13 protein-coding genes and 1 pseudogene are annotated in these 18,966 nt (G+C 41.6%); 6 read left to right on the top strand and 8 right to left on the bottom strand.

The genetic code is table 11. The features are described 5' to 3' along the window. Window positions 1-10: 10 nt before the first annotated feature. From recF to GMES_RS21285, 3 genes are all read left to right on the top strand, one after another. Window positions 11-1,102, top strand: a complete 1,092-nt coding sequence (gene recF / locus GMES_RS21295) for a DNA replication/repair protein RecF (RefSeq protein WP_006994900.1) — start codon at window positions 11-13, stop codon at window positions 1,100-1,102. Between the two features lie 4 nt (window positions 1,103-1,106). Then, a complete protein-coding gene (gene gyrB, locus GMES_RS21290; protein ID WP_006994899.1) occupies window positions 1,107-3,527 on the top strand; it encodes a DNA topoisomerase (ATP-hydrolyzing) subunit B in 2,421 nt (806 codons plus the stop codon). Between the two features lie 376 nt (window positions 3,528-3,903). After that, window positions 3,904-4,602, top strand: coding sequence for an aspartate/glutamate racemase family protein (locus tag GMES_RS21285; protein ID WP_006994898.1), 699 nt, complete (start codon window positions 3,904-3,906; stop codon window positions 4,600-4,602). 121 nt (window positions 4,603-4,723) lie between these two features. Here the strand turns inward: GMES_RS21285 and GMES_RS21280 are convergent, their stop codons facing one another. The 4 genes from GMES_RS21280 to glyQ form a co-directional block, all read right to left on the bottom strand. After that, on the bottom strand, window positions 4,724-6,331 hold the full coding sequence (locus tag GMES_RS21280; RefSeq protein WP_006994897.1) for a sensor domain-containing diguanylate cyclase: 1,608 nt from the start codon (window positions 6,329-6,331) through the stop codon (window positions 4,724-4,726). A gap of 73 nt (window positions 6,332-6,404) precedes the next feature. Continuing rightward, a complete protein-coding gene (locus GMES_RS21275) occupies window positions 6,405-6,845 on the bottom strand; it encodes an early set domain-containing protein (RefSeq protein WP_006994896.1) in 441 nt (146 codons plus the stop codon). 36 nt (window positions 6,846-6,881) lie between these two features. Then, window positions 6,882-8,960, bottom strand: a complete 2,079-nt coding sequence (gene glyS / locus GMES_RS21270; protein WP_006994895.1) for a glycine--tRNA ligase subunit beta — start codon at window positions 8,958-8,960, stop codon at window positions 6,882-6,884. A 3-nt stretch (window positions 8,961-8,963) separates the two neighbouring features. Next, window positions 8,964-9,869 (bottom strand): glycine--tRNA ligase subunit alpha, encoded by a 906-nt coding sequence (gene glyQ / locus GMES_RS21265; RefSeq protein WP_008305116.1) that lies wholly within the window; start codon window positions 9,867-9,869, stop codon window positions 8,964-8,966. 115 nt (window positions 9,870-9,984) lie between these two features. Between glyQ and GMES_RS21260 the strand changes: the two genes are divergently transcribed. After that, window positions 9,985-10,557, top strand: a complete 573-nt coding sequence (locus GMES_RS21260; RefSeq protein WP_006994893.1) for a DNA-3-methyladenine glycosylase I — start codon at window positions 9,985-9,987, stop codon at window positions 10,555-10,557. A gap of 20 nt (window positions 10,558-10,577) precedes the next feature. On the opposite strand, the pseudogene GMES_RS21255 reads toward GMES_RS21260, so the two are convergent. The 3 genes and pseudogenes from GMES_RS21255 to GMES_RS21245 all read right to left on the bottom strand — a co-directional run bounded on the left by GMES_RS21255 (window position 10,578) and on the right by GMES_RS21245 (window position 12,665). Then, window positions 10,578-11,028, bottom strand: a pseudogene (locus tag GMES_RS21255) (DUF2489 domain-containing protein). An 8-nt stretch (window positions 11,029-11,036) separates the two neighbouring features. Then, window positions 11,037-11,564 (bottom strand): Der GTPase-activating protein YihI, encoded by a 528-nt coding sequence (gene yihI / locus GMES_RS21250; protein ID WP_006994890.1) that lies wholly within the window; start codon window positions 11,562-11,564, stop codon window positions 11,037-11,039. A gap of 477 nt (window positions 11,565-12,041) precedes the next feature. Then, window positions 12,042-12,665 (bottom strand): c-type cytochrome, encoded by a 624-nt coding sequence (locus GMES_RS21245; RefSeq protein WP_006994889.1) that lies wholly within the window; start codon window positions 12,663-12,665, stop codon window positions 12,042-12,044. Window positions 12,666-12,873: 208 nt separating this feature from the next. Here GMES_RS21245 and yihA point away from each other — a divergent pair, with 208 nt between their 5' ends. Then, entirely contained in the window at window positions 12,874-13,494 is a 621-nt protein-coding gene (gene yihA, locus GMES_RS21240) for a ribosome biogenesis GTP-binding protein YihA/YsxC (protein ID WP_006994888.1), read from the top strand. A gap of 353 nt (window positions 13,495-13,847) precedes the next feature. On the opposite strand, the gene polA is transcribed toward yihA, so the two are convergent. Beyond that, a complete protein-coding gene (gene polA / locus GMES_RS21235) occupies window positions 13,848-16,634 on the bottom strand; it encodes a DNA polymerase I (protein ID WP_006994887.1) in 2,787 nt (928 codons plus the stop codon). Window positions 16,635-17,444: 810 nt separating this feature from the next. Between polA and GMES_RS21230 the strand changes: the two genes are divergently transcribed. Beyond that, window positions 17,445-18,896: a TrkH family potassium uptake protein gene (locus GMES_RS21230; RefSeq protein WP_006994884.1), complete on the top strand. Its 1,452-nt coding sequence runs from the start codon at window positions 17,445-17,447 to the stop codon at window positions 18,894-18,896. Window positions 18,897-18,966: the final 70 nt, after the last annotated feature.

The following is an 18,966-nucleotide window of genomic DNA, read 5'->3' as shown; positions in this document are numbered from 1 at the left end:
TGAATTTATTATGAAGCTGGACTCAGTCCAGATCCGCAACTTGCGTAATCTGCAGCATGTTACATTCAAACCTAGTCATGGTGTAAATTTCATCTTGGGAATCAATGGTAGTGGCAAGTCTTCAATACTGGAGGCCATACACTACCTTGGGTTTGGCCGCTCCTTCCGTACTTCAAAACATAAAAATGTCATTCAAAACGAGCAAGAATCGTTTACCGTTTTTTGTGAGTGCTTAGAAGATAGTACGACTCAACGGCTAGGGTTATCTCGCAGCATCAACGATACGGTTAGTGTGAGTATTAACGGCATAAAAGGAAATAAGGTTTCGGATCTAGTTAGTCTTTTACCCGTTCAAATATTCACTCCTCAAAGTTCCGATATTTTACTAGGAGCACCAAAACTACGGCGGAAATACATAGATTGGTGTTTGTTTCACGTGGAACATAGTTTCCTTACATGCTCCAGTGCATACTCTAAATTGCTGAAACACAACAACGCCCTATGTCGAAAACAACAAGTAGGTTACGCGAATCCACAGAGGGTGTATTGGACAGATTTACTTGCACAATATGGCTCACAGTTAACAGAGTTCCGAAACGGAATGATGACACGGCTTATACCTTTAATTACTTCCAATCTTGCGCAATTTTTACCTGAGTTTTGTGTCGAAATCTCGTATTATAGGGGATGGGAAAAAGGTCTCGAATTAAACGAAGCCTTATCGAAGGCAGCAGACCGCGATTATAAAAATGGTTACATTAGCGTTGGCCCTCATAAGGCTGACGTCAGATTTAGAATAAGTGGCAAGCCTGCACATGAGGTGTTGTCTCGAGGGCAACTGAGGATGCTTGTAGCCGCTTTACAGTTAGCGACTACACAGTGTTTAATGTCCTACACACAAAAGACCTGTATTTTCTTATTAGATGATGTTGGTGCGGAATTAGACGCAGCAAAGCGAGAAGTGTTTATTGATAAACTTCTTGAATCAAATACTCAACTTTTCGTCACGGCGATAGAAGAGCATCAACTAGAATTTATAGATAAATACCAAAATAAAAAAATGTTTCACGTGGAACATGGCCAGGTGAGAGAGGAGAGTTAATCAAATGGCAGAAGAGAATAAGTACGATTCGTCGAGTATTAAAGTATTGAAAGGACTGGATGCCGTTCGTAAACGACCTGGTATGTATATCGGTGATACTGACGATGGTACAGGTTTACATCACATGGTATTTGAAGTGGTTGATAACTCTATCGATGAGGCACTTGCCGGTCACTGTACAAACATAAATGTAAAAATTCATACTGATGGCTCTGTGTCAGTTAAAGATGATGGACGAGGCATACCCACTGAAATTCATGAAGAAGAGGGCGTTTCCGCAGCCGAAGTTATTATGACCGTTCTTCATGCCGGTGGTAAGTTTGATGATAACTCCTATAAGGTTTCAGGTGGACTACACGGTGTTGGGGTATCAGTCGTAAACGCACTATCCCGCAAGCTTCAAATAATGATACGTCGCGCTGGTGAAGTGCACGAGCAAGAGTATCAACATGGTGTACCTCAAAAGCCTCTAGAAGTTATTGGAGAATCCGATACTACTGGTACAAGTATTAGATTTTGGCCAAGCGAAGAGACATTCACAGGGATAGAGTTTCATTACGATATTCTGGCCAAACGTCTACGTGAATTATCATTCTTGAATTCAGGTGTTAGTATCATATTAGAAGATGAACGTGATGGTAAGAAAGATCACTTCATGTACGAAGGTGGTATTCGAGCATTCGTAGAATATTTGAATCAAAACAAAACGCCTGTTCACCAACAAGTATTTCATTTTGATAGCCAACGTGATGATGGTATTTCGGTAGAAGTTGCGCTGCAATGGAATGATTCATTCCAAGAAAATGTATTTTGTTTCACTAATAACATTCCTCAGCGCGATGGTGGGAGTCACTTGGCTGGCTTCCGTGGTGCGCTAACCAGAACGCTTAATACCTTCATGGAGAAGGAAGGGCATAACAAAAAGAACAAAACCAGTGCTAGCGGTGATGATGCTAGAGAAGGGCTAACTGCGGTCGTTTCAGTTAAAGTACCTGATCCAAAATTCTCATCACAGACGAAAGATAAATTAGTATCCTCTGAAGTGCGTCCCGCCGTTGAAACTGTGATGGGCGAAAAGCTAAATGAATTCCTATTAGAAAATCCATCTGCGAGTAAAATCATTATTGGTAAAATTATCGATGCAGCTCGAGCCAGAGAAGCGGCGCGAAAAGCACGTGACATGACACGCAGAAAAGGTGCGCTAGACCTTGCTGGTTTGCCAGGAAAACTGGCAGATTGCCAAGAGAAAGATCCATCTCTATCTGAATTATATATAGTGGAAGGGGACTCTGCTGGCGGTTCAGCCAAGCAGGGCAGAAACAGAAAAAACCAAGCAATCTTACCTCTTAAAGGAAAAATTCTTAACGTCGAGAAAGCACGTTTTGATAAAATGCTATCGTCTCAAGAGGTGGCAACGCTTATCACTGCATTGGGCTGTGGCATTGGGCGTGACGAATATGATCCAGAAAAACTACGTTATCATCGCATTATTATTATGACCGATGCTGATGTTGATGGTTCACACATTCGTACATTGCTATTGACGTTCTTTTACCGTCAAATGCCAGAAATTATCGAACGTGGCTACATTTACATCGCGCAGCCTCCTTTGTATAAAACAAAGAAAGGCAAACAAGAACAGTACCTGAAAGATGACGATTCACTGACTAAATATTTAACTGCTATCGCTTTAGACAATGCTTCAATTCATGTAAACGAAGAAGCACCTGGCTTAAGCGGTGCGTCTTTAGAGAAGCTTGTTAATCAATATCAAAACGGTATGAAAATGATAAAACGCGTTAGTCGCGTTATGCCTGAGGTAATTCTAACCAGTCTCATTTATAGTAAAATAATTACGTTACAAGACTTACAAGACGAAGCAAGCTTAGAAGTTGTTGCTAAGAGTTATACTGAAAGCCTAACAAGAAATGAAGTTGATGGTGCTACGTATCGTTACGAAGTTAGACTGAACAACGAGCGTAAGAACTATTATATCGCGTTGATTATCCGTCTACACGGAATCGATACCGAGTATAAAATCGATCAAGAGTTTATTGAATCAATTGAGTATACCCGTCTTCGCGAACTGAATGAGTCTATCAATGGGCTGATTGAAGAAGGTGGTTACGTCAAGCGTAATGATAAAGTCAAAACAATTTCATCATTTGCCGAAGGCTTAGACTGGCTGATGGCAGAATCCAAGAAAGGTCAGTATATCCAACGCTATAAAGGATTAGGTGAGATGAACCCTGGCCAGCTTTGGGAAACGACTATGGATCCTGCGTCTCGCCGTATGCTACAAGTAAAAGTGGAGGATGCAATAGCAGCTGATCAACTGTTTACTACGCTTATGGGCGACCACGTAGAGCCAAGGCGAGCGTTCATTGAAGAAAATGCACTAAGAGTAGCTAACCTAGATGTATAGGTTTACTCTTTCATAAAGTGATATAACGATGAAAAAGCCCGCATTACTAGCGGGTTTTTTTATATTCGAAGTATGATAATACCATTCCACGTTAATGAGTGATCACTTAGCGAGAGATGAAAGGGCATAACAAGGCACATGAATGACTGAATAGTGGTTCTCTTTTGAAGTCATGTAACGCAGTGTAAGCCCTTTTAAAATTCGCCTGCAAGGAATGCCTTAGCGGCTTTTGCTCTGCGTTCTCATTATTTGAAAGGGAACGACCATTACTGCATAGCGACGGCTCAATCAAAAATCGCTGGATGTATTCTGAGGAGGCATTTGTTAGTGCAGATTGGTACAAGATGCAGTGACCCAATTAAACAGGGAAAATATGATGAAGAAAATTGGCATGTTAGGAGGAATGAGTTGGGAATCAACGGCTCAATATTATGAGTTAATTAATCGAGAATTAAATAGGCGCTTAGGATGCCTACATAGCGCGAGAATAGTTTTAAATAGCGTAGACTTTCACGATATCGAGCTATTGCAGAAAGCGGCTGAGTGGGGCGAACTGGCCGATATTTTGAGTGAAGATGCGTTGAACCTAGAGCTAGCTGGTGCGGACTTTATAGTTATTTGTACCAATACTATGCACAAAGTTGAGCCTGACATTGCAGCTGCGGTTACCATTCCAGTTTTACACATTGCTGATGCTACGGGGCAGGTACTTAAAACAGATAATATTAGGCGAGTAGGGTTGTTAGGCACAGCATTCACTAAGGAACAAGATTTCTACAAATCCCGCTTAGCAACTAAATTTGGCATTGATGTGGTAATTCCAAACGCTGAGGATAGGTCACTTATTCATAACGTAATTTATGATGAATTATGTAAAGGCGTTATCAATGATAAATCGAGACAGGGCTATTTGAAAGTCATTGATAGACTTCACGCGGAAGGATGCGAGGGTGTTATCTTAGGATGTACTGAAATACCATTGTTGGTGAATCAGTCACATACAGATATCGCGCTGTATGACACAACCAAAATTCATGCATTAGCGGCAGTCGCTTTGGCGCTAGCAAAGGAGTAGTTTATATCTACAGGTTTACCTACTCATTCGTTAAACTTAAAGTAATTTCGAGGAAAGACAAAGGAAGTTTGTGGCGATAGGTAGAATAAATATTTATCTGAAGGAAATAATTAAAACTAATTTATTTCCAATTGGGATCGTAAACTTTAAAATGACCGCGGCCACTTTCTTTGACTTTATACATGGTCTTGTCAGCACAGGCGAGTAGCTCTTTAATGTTATTGGCATGTTGTGGAGCGATAACAACACCAATACTGCCGCCAATCTCACAACTTATTTCGTCTGATATTTCGATAGGGTGACTTAAACTACTCAGTGTAGATTGGGCTAACGCTGTTATTTCATCCATATTGACACTGTTTACCACGAAAGCGGTAACAAACTCGTCGCCACCCCAGCGACTACAAAGCTCGTTTTTACCATTAAAGACCGACTGTAAACGTTTACTCACTTCGATTAAAACCCTGTCGCCAGCATCATGACCATAGGTGTCGTTTACAGGCTTGAACTTGTCTAAATCAATCATAAAAATGATTAAGCTCAAATCCAGCAAATTAACTGTTTGTAAAAGATTATCGATTTCAAATTCACCTGCACGGCGATTCTTCAGATGAGTTAATGCGTCATGGTCTGCCTCAAAACGGGTTTTAAGCTCTTTTTCTGCCCGAGATGTAACGTCATACATGATGACTTCGATAATAGGTTCTTCACTATTAGAATCAATATCACGCTGTTGAGCCCGTTGGTTAGTGATCCGTGAAAACAAACAATGAACCCACTTATTCACAGCGCCATCGTTAGACTTACATTTAAGATCGATTGATAAATGATTTACCGATTCTTCACTACGCATTCTAAGCAGTAAACTCTCTAATTGGTTCGAGTTTTCAAAAAGATCAATAAAAGGAGTGCTTTCTGAAGAACTGGGTTGAATGTGATAGAACGCAGGATTGGCGGCTGTAACTATGTTATCGCTGTTAATTAAGCAAATACCAGCACTGGCTTGTTCAAAAATAAGTCTAAATTTACTTTCTAACGCCTGAGTTTTTTTACGTAAATCAGTTTCATTTTCTAGAGTGAGTTTCAATTCACCCATTAGATCATTAATACCCTGGACTAATTGTCCAATTTCATCATTATCGTAGTGGATCAACGTACGCATTGTTTGCGTATTTCTAGGGTCAATCTTAAGAAAACTCGCAGTAAGGTTTTGAATAGGTTGGGTAAGTAGTTTATGCACTAGAATAGAAACGAAGAGCGCGACGATAGCTGAATAAAGTAGTAATAGTAAAGCGTCATTGGTGGCTTTTTGTCTTGCAATACTTTGAATATAATTACGGTTTGGATGAATTAACAACTGCCCAATGGATTGCTCTGGAATAAAAGGATGTTGGACGTTAGTGTGGATTAAGCCGTCCATATCAGCTAGGTCACCGAAACTTACATTTAGACTAAGGGAATCTGTTAGTTGTGCACCTGCTATCAAATCATTGATAACTAGGCCTTGCACTATCTCTTGCCCAAGCTCTTCATCTTGTACATACAAAGCGATAGATGCGGTGCTACGAATTGTCGCCCCAATCTGCTCGATAAGGGCTTCAGCTTTACTTTGTTCACTATTAACGGCACTAAAGTAAAGCAGCACTGATGTAACTAGCGACGTACCTATAGCGCCAATAGCGATGGAAAGCGCTACTTTAATGTAAATTTTGCCGCTAATATTTATCAATTTACAGAACCACCATTTATTACAATCAATATAACATGTTGAAAAATAGCAAAAATTCTATCAAAAGGTCACTCTACAATTTAGATATCATTACTATGGGTTTATCTATATTCGTAAAGTCTATTGAAAACTCATAGCGTCCAGTTTCCTTAGGGACGAACTTAAAATTTTCGTCCGTGGTATTACAATCCGCATTGACTGCTTCACCTAACGAAATATTTTGATCTCGATACTGACTTTTGTAACCGCAACTCGAGCCTGGCGTCCAATCCTTATCCGCGAATTTAAAGTCATAGGGCTGGCCATCAGCTATAAGCTCAATAGTGGTAACATAAGTGCTACCACCTTGTTTTTTAAGTATATATTGCGGATCGGCTTCCCACCAAGTAAACACTCCTCTCAAATACAATTCAGGGAGCTGCTGAATATCTTTGTAAGGTTCTACCGTATAGCTAGCACAACCAGAAAGTAGGCAGACCGCCATTAGGCTGTACAGCTGTTTGAGTTTGCTCATAGATGAGTACCTGAAACCATAATTTATCCTACTACCTTACTGTTGTTGATTCAAAATAGAAATATCGGCAACGAGTAAGAACAGCGTTCTCAACTTTGACAATAAGGCTAAGCGATTGTTTCTTACATTCTGATCTTCTGCCATGACCATTACATTGTCGAAAAACGCATCCACTTTGTCGTGTAGTGTGGCTAATTCTGTAAATACCCCTTGGTAATTAGCATCCACGACGAACGCATTGACTGTTTCTTCTATGTCACTCAATGCTTCAGCTAACGCTGATTCATGCTCATTTTCAAACAAGCTCGGATTGATACTATTGGTATCAGTCACCTTATTCTTAGCGAGAATATTTGCTACCCGTTTATTGGCAGAAGCAAGTGCTAACCCGGAGGTTAGACTCTTAAAAGCAGATACTGCTTCTATTCGTGCTGCGAAATCAGCGGGTTTAGTAGGGCGGCGAGCTGCTACGGCTTGAATCACATCGATATCAATATGTTGGTCTTGGTACCATGCTCTGAAGCGCCCTAAGATAAAATCAACTACTTGAGACTCTAAGTCTTCAACATGAGTTAACTTAGTGCCGAACGAGTTTATTGATGCTTGCACTAAGGCAGCGAGGTCCAGTGGTAATCTCATCTCTACGCTAATTCGTAAAACACCAATGGCCGCACGTCTGAGCGCGAAAGGGTCTTTATCGCCTTTAGGAACCTGGCCAATGCCAAATATACCTACCAGCGTATCAATTTTATCTGCTATTGCTACTGCACAACTGATGTTCGACGTGGGCAATTGGTCACCAGCGAAACGAGGCATGTATTGTTCATTCAGTGCTAATGCGACTTTATCGTGTTCGCCATCATGTTTTGCGTAATGCATACCCATTACACCCTGAACATCAGGGAACTCCATGACCATATTGGTCATAAGATCTGTTTTTGATAGTAAACCGGCGCGTGAAGCCTGAGAGACATCGCTACTAAGCATGTTCGCGATAGTGCCTGCGAGCTCAGATATGCGTTGTGACTTTTCGTATAAGGTGCCTAACTGTTTCTGAAACAACACTGTTTTCAGGCTTTCAAGACGTGATTCAAGCGTCGTCTTCTTATCGGTATTAAAGAAGAACTCCGCATCAGCCAAACGAGGTCGAATCACTTTCTCGTTGCCACTAATGATCTGCATTGGGTCTTTGCTTTCAATGTTTGTCACAAACACGAATCGAGACTTTAACTGGCCGTTTTGGTCAATAAGCGGGAAGTACTTTTGATCGTCCTTCATCGTGTAGATAAGGGCTTCTTTGGGAACTTCTAAGAAGGAATCGTCGAAACTCGCGGTCAATGCGACGGGCCATTCAACCAGCGCTGTAACTTCGTCCAACAGGTCTTCATTCATATCAGCAACAGCATCTTCTTTTTGTGCTGCCGCGTTAACTTGGTGACGTATTTTATCTTTACGAGCTGAAAAATCGGCTAATACGTAGTGCGCTTCAAGCTGTGCAAGGTAATCATCGGCATGAGATAGACTAAATTGCTTTTCGCCATGAAAGCGATGGCCATTAATAATACGGTCTGAATCGATACCTAAAATATTACCTTCAATAACATCCGCGCCAAAGAGCATAGTAACGGTATGAACAGGGCGAATAAACTGAATGGGACTGCTTCCCCAGCGCATCGCTTTAGGGATTGGCAGCTTTTTAAGGGCTCCATCAATCATGGCTGTTAACAACGAAGAGACTTGCTCGCCTTTTGCTTCACCTTTGAATAAAAGCCACTCGCCTTTGTCGGTAGTTAACCGTTCCGCTTGCTCGACGGTAATGCCATTAGAACGAGCCCAACCTTGAGCGGCTTTCGTTGCCTGGCCTGATTCATCGAATGCCACTGACACGGCAGGACCTTTCTTTTCAATCAACTTGTCTTCTTGTTGCTCAGCCAGTCCAATGACATTGACAGCTAAGCGGCGAGGGGAGGCAAACCATTTAATCGAGGTATATTTAAGTTCAGCTGTGTCCAGAGCGCCTTGCAAGTTATCAGCGAAGGCCTGAGCTAATTTACCCAGCGCTTTAGGTGGTAATTCTTCGGTACCAATTTCAACCAATAGATTTTCGTAACGCATGAATTAAGCCTCCTTCTTACACATTGGGAATCCAAGCTTTTCTCGTGCTTGATAATAAGCCTCTGCACAGGCTTTTGAGAGCGTACGAACACGCAATATGTAACGTTGACGCTCTGTTACTGAGATGGCGTGGCGGGCATCTAATAGGTTAAACGCGTGAGATGCTTTCATCACCTGCTCGTATGCAGGTAGAGGTAATCCAGCTTCAATCATCTTCTGACTTTCTTTTTCGCAGTGGTCAAACATACCGAACAGCGCGTCTACGTCAGCATACTCAAAATTATAAGTAGACTGCTCAACTTCGTTTTGATGGAAAACGTCACCATAGGTGACTTTGCCCATAGGGCCGTCAGTCCAAACGAGATCATAAATACTGTCTACACCTTGAATGTACATAGCAAGGCGCTCTAAACCGTAGGTGATCTCGCCGGTGACAGGCGAACATTCAATCCCTCCAACCTGTTGGAAATAGGTGAATTGAGTGACTTCCATACCATTTAGCCAAACTTCCCAGCCTAGACCCCAAGCACCTAGGGTGGGGGATTCCCAGTTATCTTCCACAAAGCGGATATCATGCACTAACGGATCAAAGCCTAGCTCTTTTAAGGAGCCCAAATAGAGTTCTTGAATATTACTCGGCGATGGTTTCAACATAACCTGAAATTGGTAGTAATGCTGTAATCTGTTTGGGTTCTCACCATATCGGCCATCTGTGGGTCGACGACATGGTTGAACATAAGCACTGCTAATCGGTTCTGGACCAATAGAGCGTAAAAACGTCATGGGATGAAAAGTACCTGCGCCAACTTCCATATCGAGAGGTTGAATGATTACGCACCCTTGTCTTGCCCAGTAGTCTTGGAGTGATAAGATCAGTCCTTGGAAGGTTTTACTATCAAACTTATTCATTAATTGCTGCCACAAAATAATCCGAAAAAACGCCGGATAGTATACCTGCTGCGCATCGATGAATGTAGGTTAAATAACCATATTAATACGCTATTGAACGTTTAAAGGCCGAAAAATGCAACATATACGCTGTGCATGGGTTTCACAGGATCCCATATATCAAGAATATCACGACAAAGTTTGGGGTCGCCCAGTAAGAAACAAATATGAGCTTTTCGCTAAATTATGCCTAGATGGCCAACAAGCTGGTTTAAGTTGGATAACTATTCTAAAAAAACAGCAAAACTATTATCAAGCCTTTCATCAATTTGACCCGCAACGCATCAGTAAAATGACAGAAGATGACGTTGAGCGCTTAATGCAAGATAAAGGGATCGTCAGGAACAGACTTAAGATAAATTCAATTATTAAGAATGCTAGGGGGTTTCTTGAAATAGAACGTGAAGGCACTGACTTTTCAGAATTCATTTGGTCTTTTGTCGCAAATGAGCCGATCATAAACGCTTGGGCTGAGAAAAGTCAGGTACCTAATACCTCTAACGAATCTGATGCAATGGCCAAGGCCTTGAAAAAGCACGGCTTCTCATTCGTGGGTAGCACTATTTGTTACGCATTTATGCAAGCCGTTGGGTTGGTTAATGACCACACTCAAGACTGCTTTTGTTACCCAGTTAACAAAAAGGGATAAAAGAAAACGGTTAAGAGCGTTTAAGGTGTAAACGCTCTTAACTTGGCTACGTCTTTCAAGATCTGGCTTTCTAATTCACTTTCTAATGCTTCACGAGCAACATCCTGAGTTTTACGCTCAAGAGTAGAAAGCTTATCTCTTGCTTCATGCGTGGGTAAATCACTCACTTTCGCATATAAGGCATATAGACCAGGGTAGTGGGACTCGTAATCTGGTTTATCGTCAATGGGTAAGCTCTCATGCAAATGATATAAGCGAATGCTTCCCTCTGATAGATTGCATTGTTGCTGCTCAACAGCCATGGAAATAGTATGGATACTTTCCATAAGCCGCTCTACTCGTTGTTGTTTCGTTCGAGCCTATTTTTTTGTTTTGCTTGTTGAGCATAAACAATAATTTGCCAGCATAGAATGCTAATGACGCAATAATAACGAAGGCAGCAAGGATCAGTAAAATAGTAATAGAACTCATATAAAAACTTACTTGAATTTGTTTATATCAATAGATTCAAATTGATCATAAAGATCATCGTCAGTTGAGTTTTCGCTGTTGCCTGCATCGGCCATACTGCCATCATCGTTGGATATGCCCAGTAAATCACACAACTCTTGATGTCGAGCAGTTAATTTATTGACAAACGCTCGCTCCTCGCGGCTTAAGGCTACCTCAGAATCGAGTTTTTCTAACAGCATACCGAAACGTTCGTTCTGTTCAATGCTTTCTAACTCTTGAGCAGGTGAGAAGAACTTAGGTTTGGTAACTCTGGCTTTAGGCTTGTCATCAACAATTAAGGGTATCGGCTTCTTGCTGCCTACCCGTGGGTCTTTCTGCACTTTGCTTGGTCTGCTTTGTGAGCTTGTTTGCTCCGGGTTGTTACGGGTACCAGAGGGCTTGCCTAAGGTTTTTTTATTACGTTTTGGGCTTGCCGGCGCTGGTTTACGGTTAGCTTTAGGTGCTAACGGGGTACCGATTTGACCGATTTTGCGTGACTTCTTTTTTCTAGGCATTTTAACCTCCACAATATTTGCGCAGATTTTACCTTAAATTAGACGGGTTAAATATGGCTCAGTATCGATGGAGTGAAATTTAGATAAGAAAAAGGGCGATAGCTTAGCTATCGCCCTTCGTATCATAGATGTGTCTTGCGACACGAATCCCGACATTTGTTCTTCCTGAACAGTGAATGGTGGTCCTTCATGTTTTCACTTTTTATTTATTTTAACGAAAACAGAATATAGTTTTAGGTCTTCCTGACACTTTATTATTATCGTCCTTGCCTTTTCACCAAAGGCACTAAGTTTTAGCACTGCTTGCTAATTATCTTCCGTGAGCAAACGTTCGTTTGCAGTCCATGTTGTTTTTCTGGGAACAGAGAATACACGATAACTAATATTTTACAACTCATTTACATAGTATTCGGTTATTACTTTTACATTTTATGTCTTAAATACACAAAACGACCCAGAAGGGTCGTTTTTGATTGCCTAATAAAGGCCTGAAATATATTTAGACAACACGTCAATATCTTGGTCGGTTAAGCGTTTCGCTATGTCCGCCATCATGCCGTTATGTGAATTTGCACGTTGACCTGATCTAAAAGCTTCTAATTGGGCTTTAAGGTACGTTGTGTGTTGTCCACTAATATCAGGGAAGCCTGATAAGCTGGTACCATTCCCTCTAGGGCCATGACACGCTGTACATGCAGTAATACCACGATCTAAATCACCACCACGATACAGTTTACTACCTGCGGCAATAGCATCTTCAGGTGTTTCGCCTTCAGAAGGTGTTTGGCTTTCAAAATAAGCGGCTATATCTTGCATGTCCTGCTCAGACAGCACGGCAGCCATACCATTCATCACAGCATTATTACGTCCTTCTTCACCACCTGTTTGTGAAGCAAGTTTAAATTCTTTTAACTGTTTAACAAGATAACCAGCATGTTGACCGGCTAATTTGGGGTTCATATCAATCATGCTGTTTCCGTCAGCACCATGACAAGCACCACAAGAAGCAGACTTCGTTTTACCTGCTTCAACATCACCGGCTGCCATTGCACTAGCAGATAAACCTAAAAAAACGCTAACTAACAAACCCATCATTTTCATATTCTTTCTCATTAAGCTGCTGATTAATTGACCATTATCAGAATAGTAACTGCGTATTTTACACATTTACAGCGTCAGTAAAATATATTCCAAAGGATTAGCGCAATATTATACGACATAACAACCACTTTCGATTCGTATTTACCTGATATAATGAGCTTATCAATAAAGGTAATGATCAAAAATCGTTTTATTACTAGGAGCAAGTGTGAGTCATTATAGTCAAGCCAAGTTTAATTTAAGCGCGCCGGATATTAGCCACCTATGTGCAGACCAGGGGATTGAAGTCGCCTTTGCTGGGCGTTCAAATGCGGGTAAGTCTAGTGCGCTTAATCGTTTGACACGGCAAAAAAGCTTAGCCCGCACCAGTAAAACACCAGGACGCACGCAATTGATTAACGTTTTCGATTTAGACGAAGACCGACGTCTAATTGATTTGCCGGGTTACGGTTATGCAAAAGTGCCAATGGCCATCAAACTGAAGTGGCAAAAATCGTTAGGGGAATACCTGCAAAAACGCGAGAGCCTAAAAGGCCTTGTCGTATTAATGGATATTCGTCACCCTTTTAAAGATTTAGATCAAGAGTTGATTCAATGGGCTGTTGCAGCAGATTTGCCAGTGTTAGGTTTACTCACTAAAGCGGATAAACTTAAATCCGGTAAGCGTAAAGCACAATTGCTGATGGCAAGAGAAGCATCTCTTGCTTTTTGTGGTGATGTGACGATCCATCTGTTTTCGTCATTAAACGGATTAGGCTTAGATAACTGTGAGCGGGTGCTAGATAAGTGGTTTGGATATGCTCAAGATGAAGCGCTAGAACAAGAATAATGGCCAAAAAAAAACCTTGTCAATTGACAAGGTTTTTTCACATCTAGAACACACACGATAATAAGAGCGTAATCGTTGACATAAGTTCAATGTTTTGCAATTTAATTCAGTATTTATCTTGGCGTAGTAAAAGTCGTCAGTTTTTCAGAGATGTTTGCGCCGTCTGTGCATGAGGCGGATATTCACGCGCACATAAAAAAACCCCAGCAAATTGCTGGGGTCGAAGCAAAGGTCTGAAAATACATACCTCTGTACCCTACATCACAGATATTAGCAAAGTTCATTAAAATGCCAACCGCTTTATGTAATTAAATTACATAAAGCGCTTATTTTTTGTGTTCCTGAGGTACTGCCTAGTGAGCTTGGTCCCAATTTTCGCCAACTCCAGCTTCAACAATAAGCGGTACGTCTAATGAAACTGCTTTTTCCATAAGGTCGACGATAGTACTTTTGTCACTTTCTACACTTTGTTCTTTTATTTCAAAAATTAGCTCATCGTGTACTTGCATTATCATACGCGTTTGATCGCTTGGTAAGGTGTCAATCCAAGCATCCACTTTCAACATAGCTTTTTTAATAATATCGGCAGCCGTGCCTTGCATTGGGGCGTTAATCGCGGCTCTTTCTGCGCCTTTGCGGCGCAGCCCATTACTCGCATTAATTTCAGGTAGATAGAGGCGGCGACCAAATACCGTTGACACATAACCGTTTTCTTTCGCGACAATACGGGAGTCTTCCATGTACTTCAGCACGCCAGGATAACGTTCAAAGTAAAGATCCATATAATGCTGAGCATCATGGCGAGATACATTGAGTTGCTTCGATAGGCCGAAAGCAGACATTCCGTAAATCAACCCAAAATTAATAGCCTTGGCGTTACGTCTCTGTTCTGTGGTTACATCCGTTAGCGAAATGTTAAATACTTCTGCCGCTGTGGCAGTATGTATATCTTTACCTTGAGAAAAGGCCTTTAATAAACCTTCATCTTGGGAAAGGTGCGCCATAATTCTAAGTTCTATTTGGGAGTAATCTGCTGCAACTATTTTGTACCCAGGGCGAGCAATAAACGCTTGTCTTACTCTGCGTCCTTGTTCCGTTCTAATTGGAATGTTCTGCAAATTGGGTTCTGTAGAAGAGAGGCGCCCCGTAGCAGTGATGGCTTGATGATATGAAGTATGCACTCGGCCACTACGCGGGTTTATCATTTTAGGAAGCTTATCTGTATAGGTATTTTTTAACTTACTTAACACCCTAAATTCCATTAATAATTTAGGTAGTGGGTATGTAAGTGCTAACTCCTGTAAAACTTCCTCAGAGGTAGAGGGGGCGCCTTTAGGAGTTTTCTTCAACACCGGAAGACTTAATTTATTAAACAGAATTTCCTGCAATTGTTTCGTTGAACCTAAATTAAACTCCTCACCTGCTAATTCGTGAACTTCGCGCTCTAGCTGCATGATCCTTGTAGCAAGGTCCTGACTTTGTTGACTGAGTTTTTGACTATCGATCAATACGCCAAACTGCTCCATTTTAGCCAGCACGGTCGCTAAGGGTACCTCGATTTCTGTCAGGACCGACGCTAGCTCGGGGGTTTGATGTAGCTTTTGCCAAATATGGTTGTGCAATCTCAAGGTGATATCGGCATCTTCGGCTGCATAATGCGCCGCCTGATCTAATGGGATCTGATTAAAGGTCAGCTGTTTTGCCCCTTTGCCCGCAATATCTTCAAAATGAACTGTAGATATACCCAAGTAGTACTGCGCTAAGCTGTCCATATCATGGCGTGTTGCGACACTGTTTAGCACATATGACTCAAGCATGGTGTCGTAAGCAATACCTTGCAGATTAATGTCATAGTTCGCGAGCACGTTTTTATCGTATTTTAGATGTTGTCCAACTTTGGCTTTGCTTTTGTCTTCTAGTAAAGGTTTGAACAAGGCCAAAACTTCACTGCGATCAAGCTGCTGTGGAGCATCGACATAATCATGTGCTAAAGGTAGGTAAGCCGCTTCGCCCTCTTCAATACAAAATGACATACCGACCAACTCAGCCTGCATATAATTCAAACTTGTGGTTTCTGTATCAAAAGCAAATAGGTCAGCCTGTTGCAACTTAGCTAACCATTTTTCAAGTGCATCTTGCGTGAGTATTGTTTGGTAGGTGACTTGAACCTCTGACTTAGGGGGGAGCTTGTCACTGGCTGACATTGCTTGTTCTGTTTCTGCTCCGTTATTCAAAGCATCAGTGGCATCTTTAAGCCAACGTTTGAATTCAAGTTCTGCGAAGAGCTCCTTCAATACCGCGTAGTCAGCCGCGATGGGTGATAGGCTTGTGGGGTTACAATCCATTTCGACATCTAACTTGATTGTCGCCAATGTATAAGACAAGCGCGCTTGCTCTTCATATTCGCGCATCTTGTCTGCCATTTTCTTAGCCCCACGAAAATCTAACGAGGCAATTTTATCAAGATTTTCGTATATGTCGTTGATGCTGCCAATACCTTGGAGTAGGCCCAACGCACTTTTATCGCCTACACCGGGTACGCCAGGAATGTTGTCTACTTTGTCGCCTTTGAGAGCGAGAAAATCGATGACTAATTCTGGGGGAATGCCAAATTTCTCGACCACGCCTTGTGGATCCATCACATGATTGTTCATCGTATTAATCAGCGTTACGTGCTCATTAACCAACTGCGCCATGTCTTTATCACCTGTGCTAATAAGCGTGGGAATCCCCAGTTTACTGGCTTGATCAGCCAGTGTACCGATCACGTCGTCCGCTTCCACACCGGACTCCACAATAATAGGAAGGCCCATTGCCCTAATGATCTTATGCAAAGGTTCAATTTGACTGCGCAGTTCTTCAGGCATGGAGGGACGGTTAGCCTTATATTCGCTATAAATATCATCCCTAAATGTTTTACCTTTAGCATCAAATACAACCGCCATATGCGTAGGGCTAAACTGCTTGATCAAGCTACGCAACATATTAATCACACCGTAGATCGCGCCGGTATCTTGTCCTTTAGAATTAGTCAAAGGGGGCATGCCGTGAAAAGCACGAAATAAATAAGATGATCCGTCGACTAATATAAACGGGTTATTGGGAATGACGGGCGTAGTAGCGGGATCAGTATTGCTCATATGGTATTTTTCTCAGGAATTATTTAAACGCGTAAAGGATGCCACACACAGCACTATTCATCCATGCAGAGATCAGATCAATTTGTGGATAACTCTGTTGAATAAATTTTTCGATGAAGACTAAACGGATCGTTATGGATCAAGTTAACGATCCACAGCCCTTGAATTTATTGGGGTGAAATTAATTACTTCAGGCAAAATGTAACTACTTAAGAGAATTTACCGATGTGGATAACATTATTAATAAATATTCGGTGCTATCCAAAGGGGATGAAGACTTTACACGTAATTTACTGGAGAGGAAAGGTTAAATGTTAAACTATTTTTGTCTGAAAATAATACAGTTTTGCTGTCTATAAGTATAAGGCAGGAATAGTAAGGGATAGGGGTTTGTTCGCTTACGATTCATTAACATCATGGTTCGTAAACTTAGCAGATAACCTACAACAAAGTTATTTAGACCTCTTTCTTTTATTTCTACTGGGAAAGGTTGTTAATAAACTGTTTGTTTTGCTGCTGTAGACTTGTAGCTCTTTAATCCTATAAAAGAGTTTTTGCGTCAATACGTAAAATAATGAGTTGCTCTGTATTTTCCATATCAGTTCGGAAATACCTGTGTTACCTAAGTCTTTGCTAATGCTCATAAAAGGCTGTTTGTACTATTATTCGGCTTTGTGTATTGCTTTTGAATTTATTGGGGCGGACAATCACCTCATATCCCTTGGTAAATAAAAAGATTAAGAAAGACTACTAATGCTGGTATTTTTTAAGCGCACTGGCGTGCGTATTTTAGTTGGTAAAAGTTAAGCGATGCAATACCGAACGATAATTCGGATCTTAGGCCTACTTGTTGCGTTGTTTAGTGTGACTATGATCCCACCTGCCATCATTTCATTATACTTCAAAGACGGCAGTGGCCTTCCGTTTTTCCTCGCCTTTCTGCTGTGCTTAGGCACTGGCCTGATGTTTTGGTATCCAAATCGGCTTCACCGCAGAGATTTGCGCGCTAAGGAAGGATTTTTAATCGTTGTACTTTTTTGGACTGTTCTAGCAAGTTTTGGTGCGTTACCGCTGCTTTTACTAGAACAGCCTGAAATGTCGGTTTCTGACGCGTTCTTTGAGGCGTTTTCCGGGCTAACGACGACTGGGGCTACGGTGATCCAAGGGATCGACTATCTACCTAAAGCGGTGCAGTTTTACAGGCAACAACTTCAATGGTTAGGTGGGATGGGGATCATCGTACTGGCCGTTGCTATTCTGCCTATTCTTGGCGTCGGTGGAATGCAGTTGTACCGAGCTGAAACGCCCGGGCCAGTCAAAGATTCAAAAATGACGCCTCGCATCGCAGATACTGCCAAGCACTTATGGTACATCTATCTTACGTTAACAATTTGTTGTGGTGTGGCCTATTGGTTTGCTGGTATGAATTGGTTTGACGCCCTTTGCCACGCATTTTCAACCGTCGCAATAGGTGGCTTTTCAAATTATGACGCAAGTATTGGTTATTTTGATAGTCCTTGGATTAACATCGTATGCGTTATATTTCTGTGGATAGCAGCGCTCAATTTCGCCCTGCATTATGCTGCTGCCAGTGGCAGAACATTAATGGGGTATTTTTATGATCCTGAGTTACGTGCGTTCTTTCTAATTCAGTTTGTGCTGGTCGCGGTGTATTTTTTCGTACTAATGAAATTCAGTTGGTTTGATGGTGCAGGGATCGCCTTTGACCAAGCATTGATTCAATCTGTTTCATTTAGTACTACCGCTGGTTTCGCCACTACTGACTTCTCACATTGGCCCGCTTTTTTACCAATTATGTTGATTTTTTCTAGCTTCATAGGTGGGTGTGCAGGTTCAACTGGAGGCGGCTTAAAAGTTGTGCGCGTATTGCTACTTTTCTTACAAGGTAAACGTGAAGTTGACCGCTTGATTCATCCTAAGGCCGTCTATACCGTAAAACTAGGAGATCGAGCCTTGCCTGATAAGGTAGTAGAAGCGGTATGGGGATTCTTTTCTGCATATGCGATGATTTTCGTTATCATCATGGTCTGTCTTATTGCTACAGGGATGGATGATGTATCCGCTTTTACCGCGACCGCTGCAACATTGAATAACTTAGGCCCTGGTTTAGGCACTGTGTCCGGTTCATTTGCTGATGTGTCTGATACAGGAAAATGGCTACTTATCTTAGCCATGCTATTTGGCCGGTTAGAGGTGTTTTCGCTGCTTGTACTGTTCTCGCCGACTTTTTGGCGCAGTTAATTATGCTATTGAGTATGTGTTGCTCGTTATACCAACTCTACTAAACAATTAACTTATGCTCTTTCGAATT

It is taken from the genome of Paraglaciecola mesophila KMM 241 (assembly GCF_000315015.1).
GTDB classification, from domain to species: Bacteria; Pseudomonadota; Gammaproteobacteria; order Enterobacterales; family Alteromonadaceae; genus Paraglaciecola; species Paraglaciecola mesophila.
This window is presented reverse-complemented; position numbering and strand designations above follow the sequence as displayed.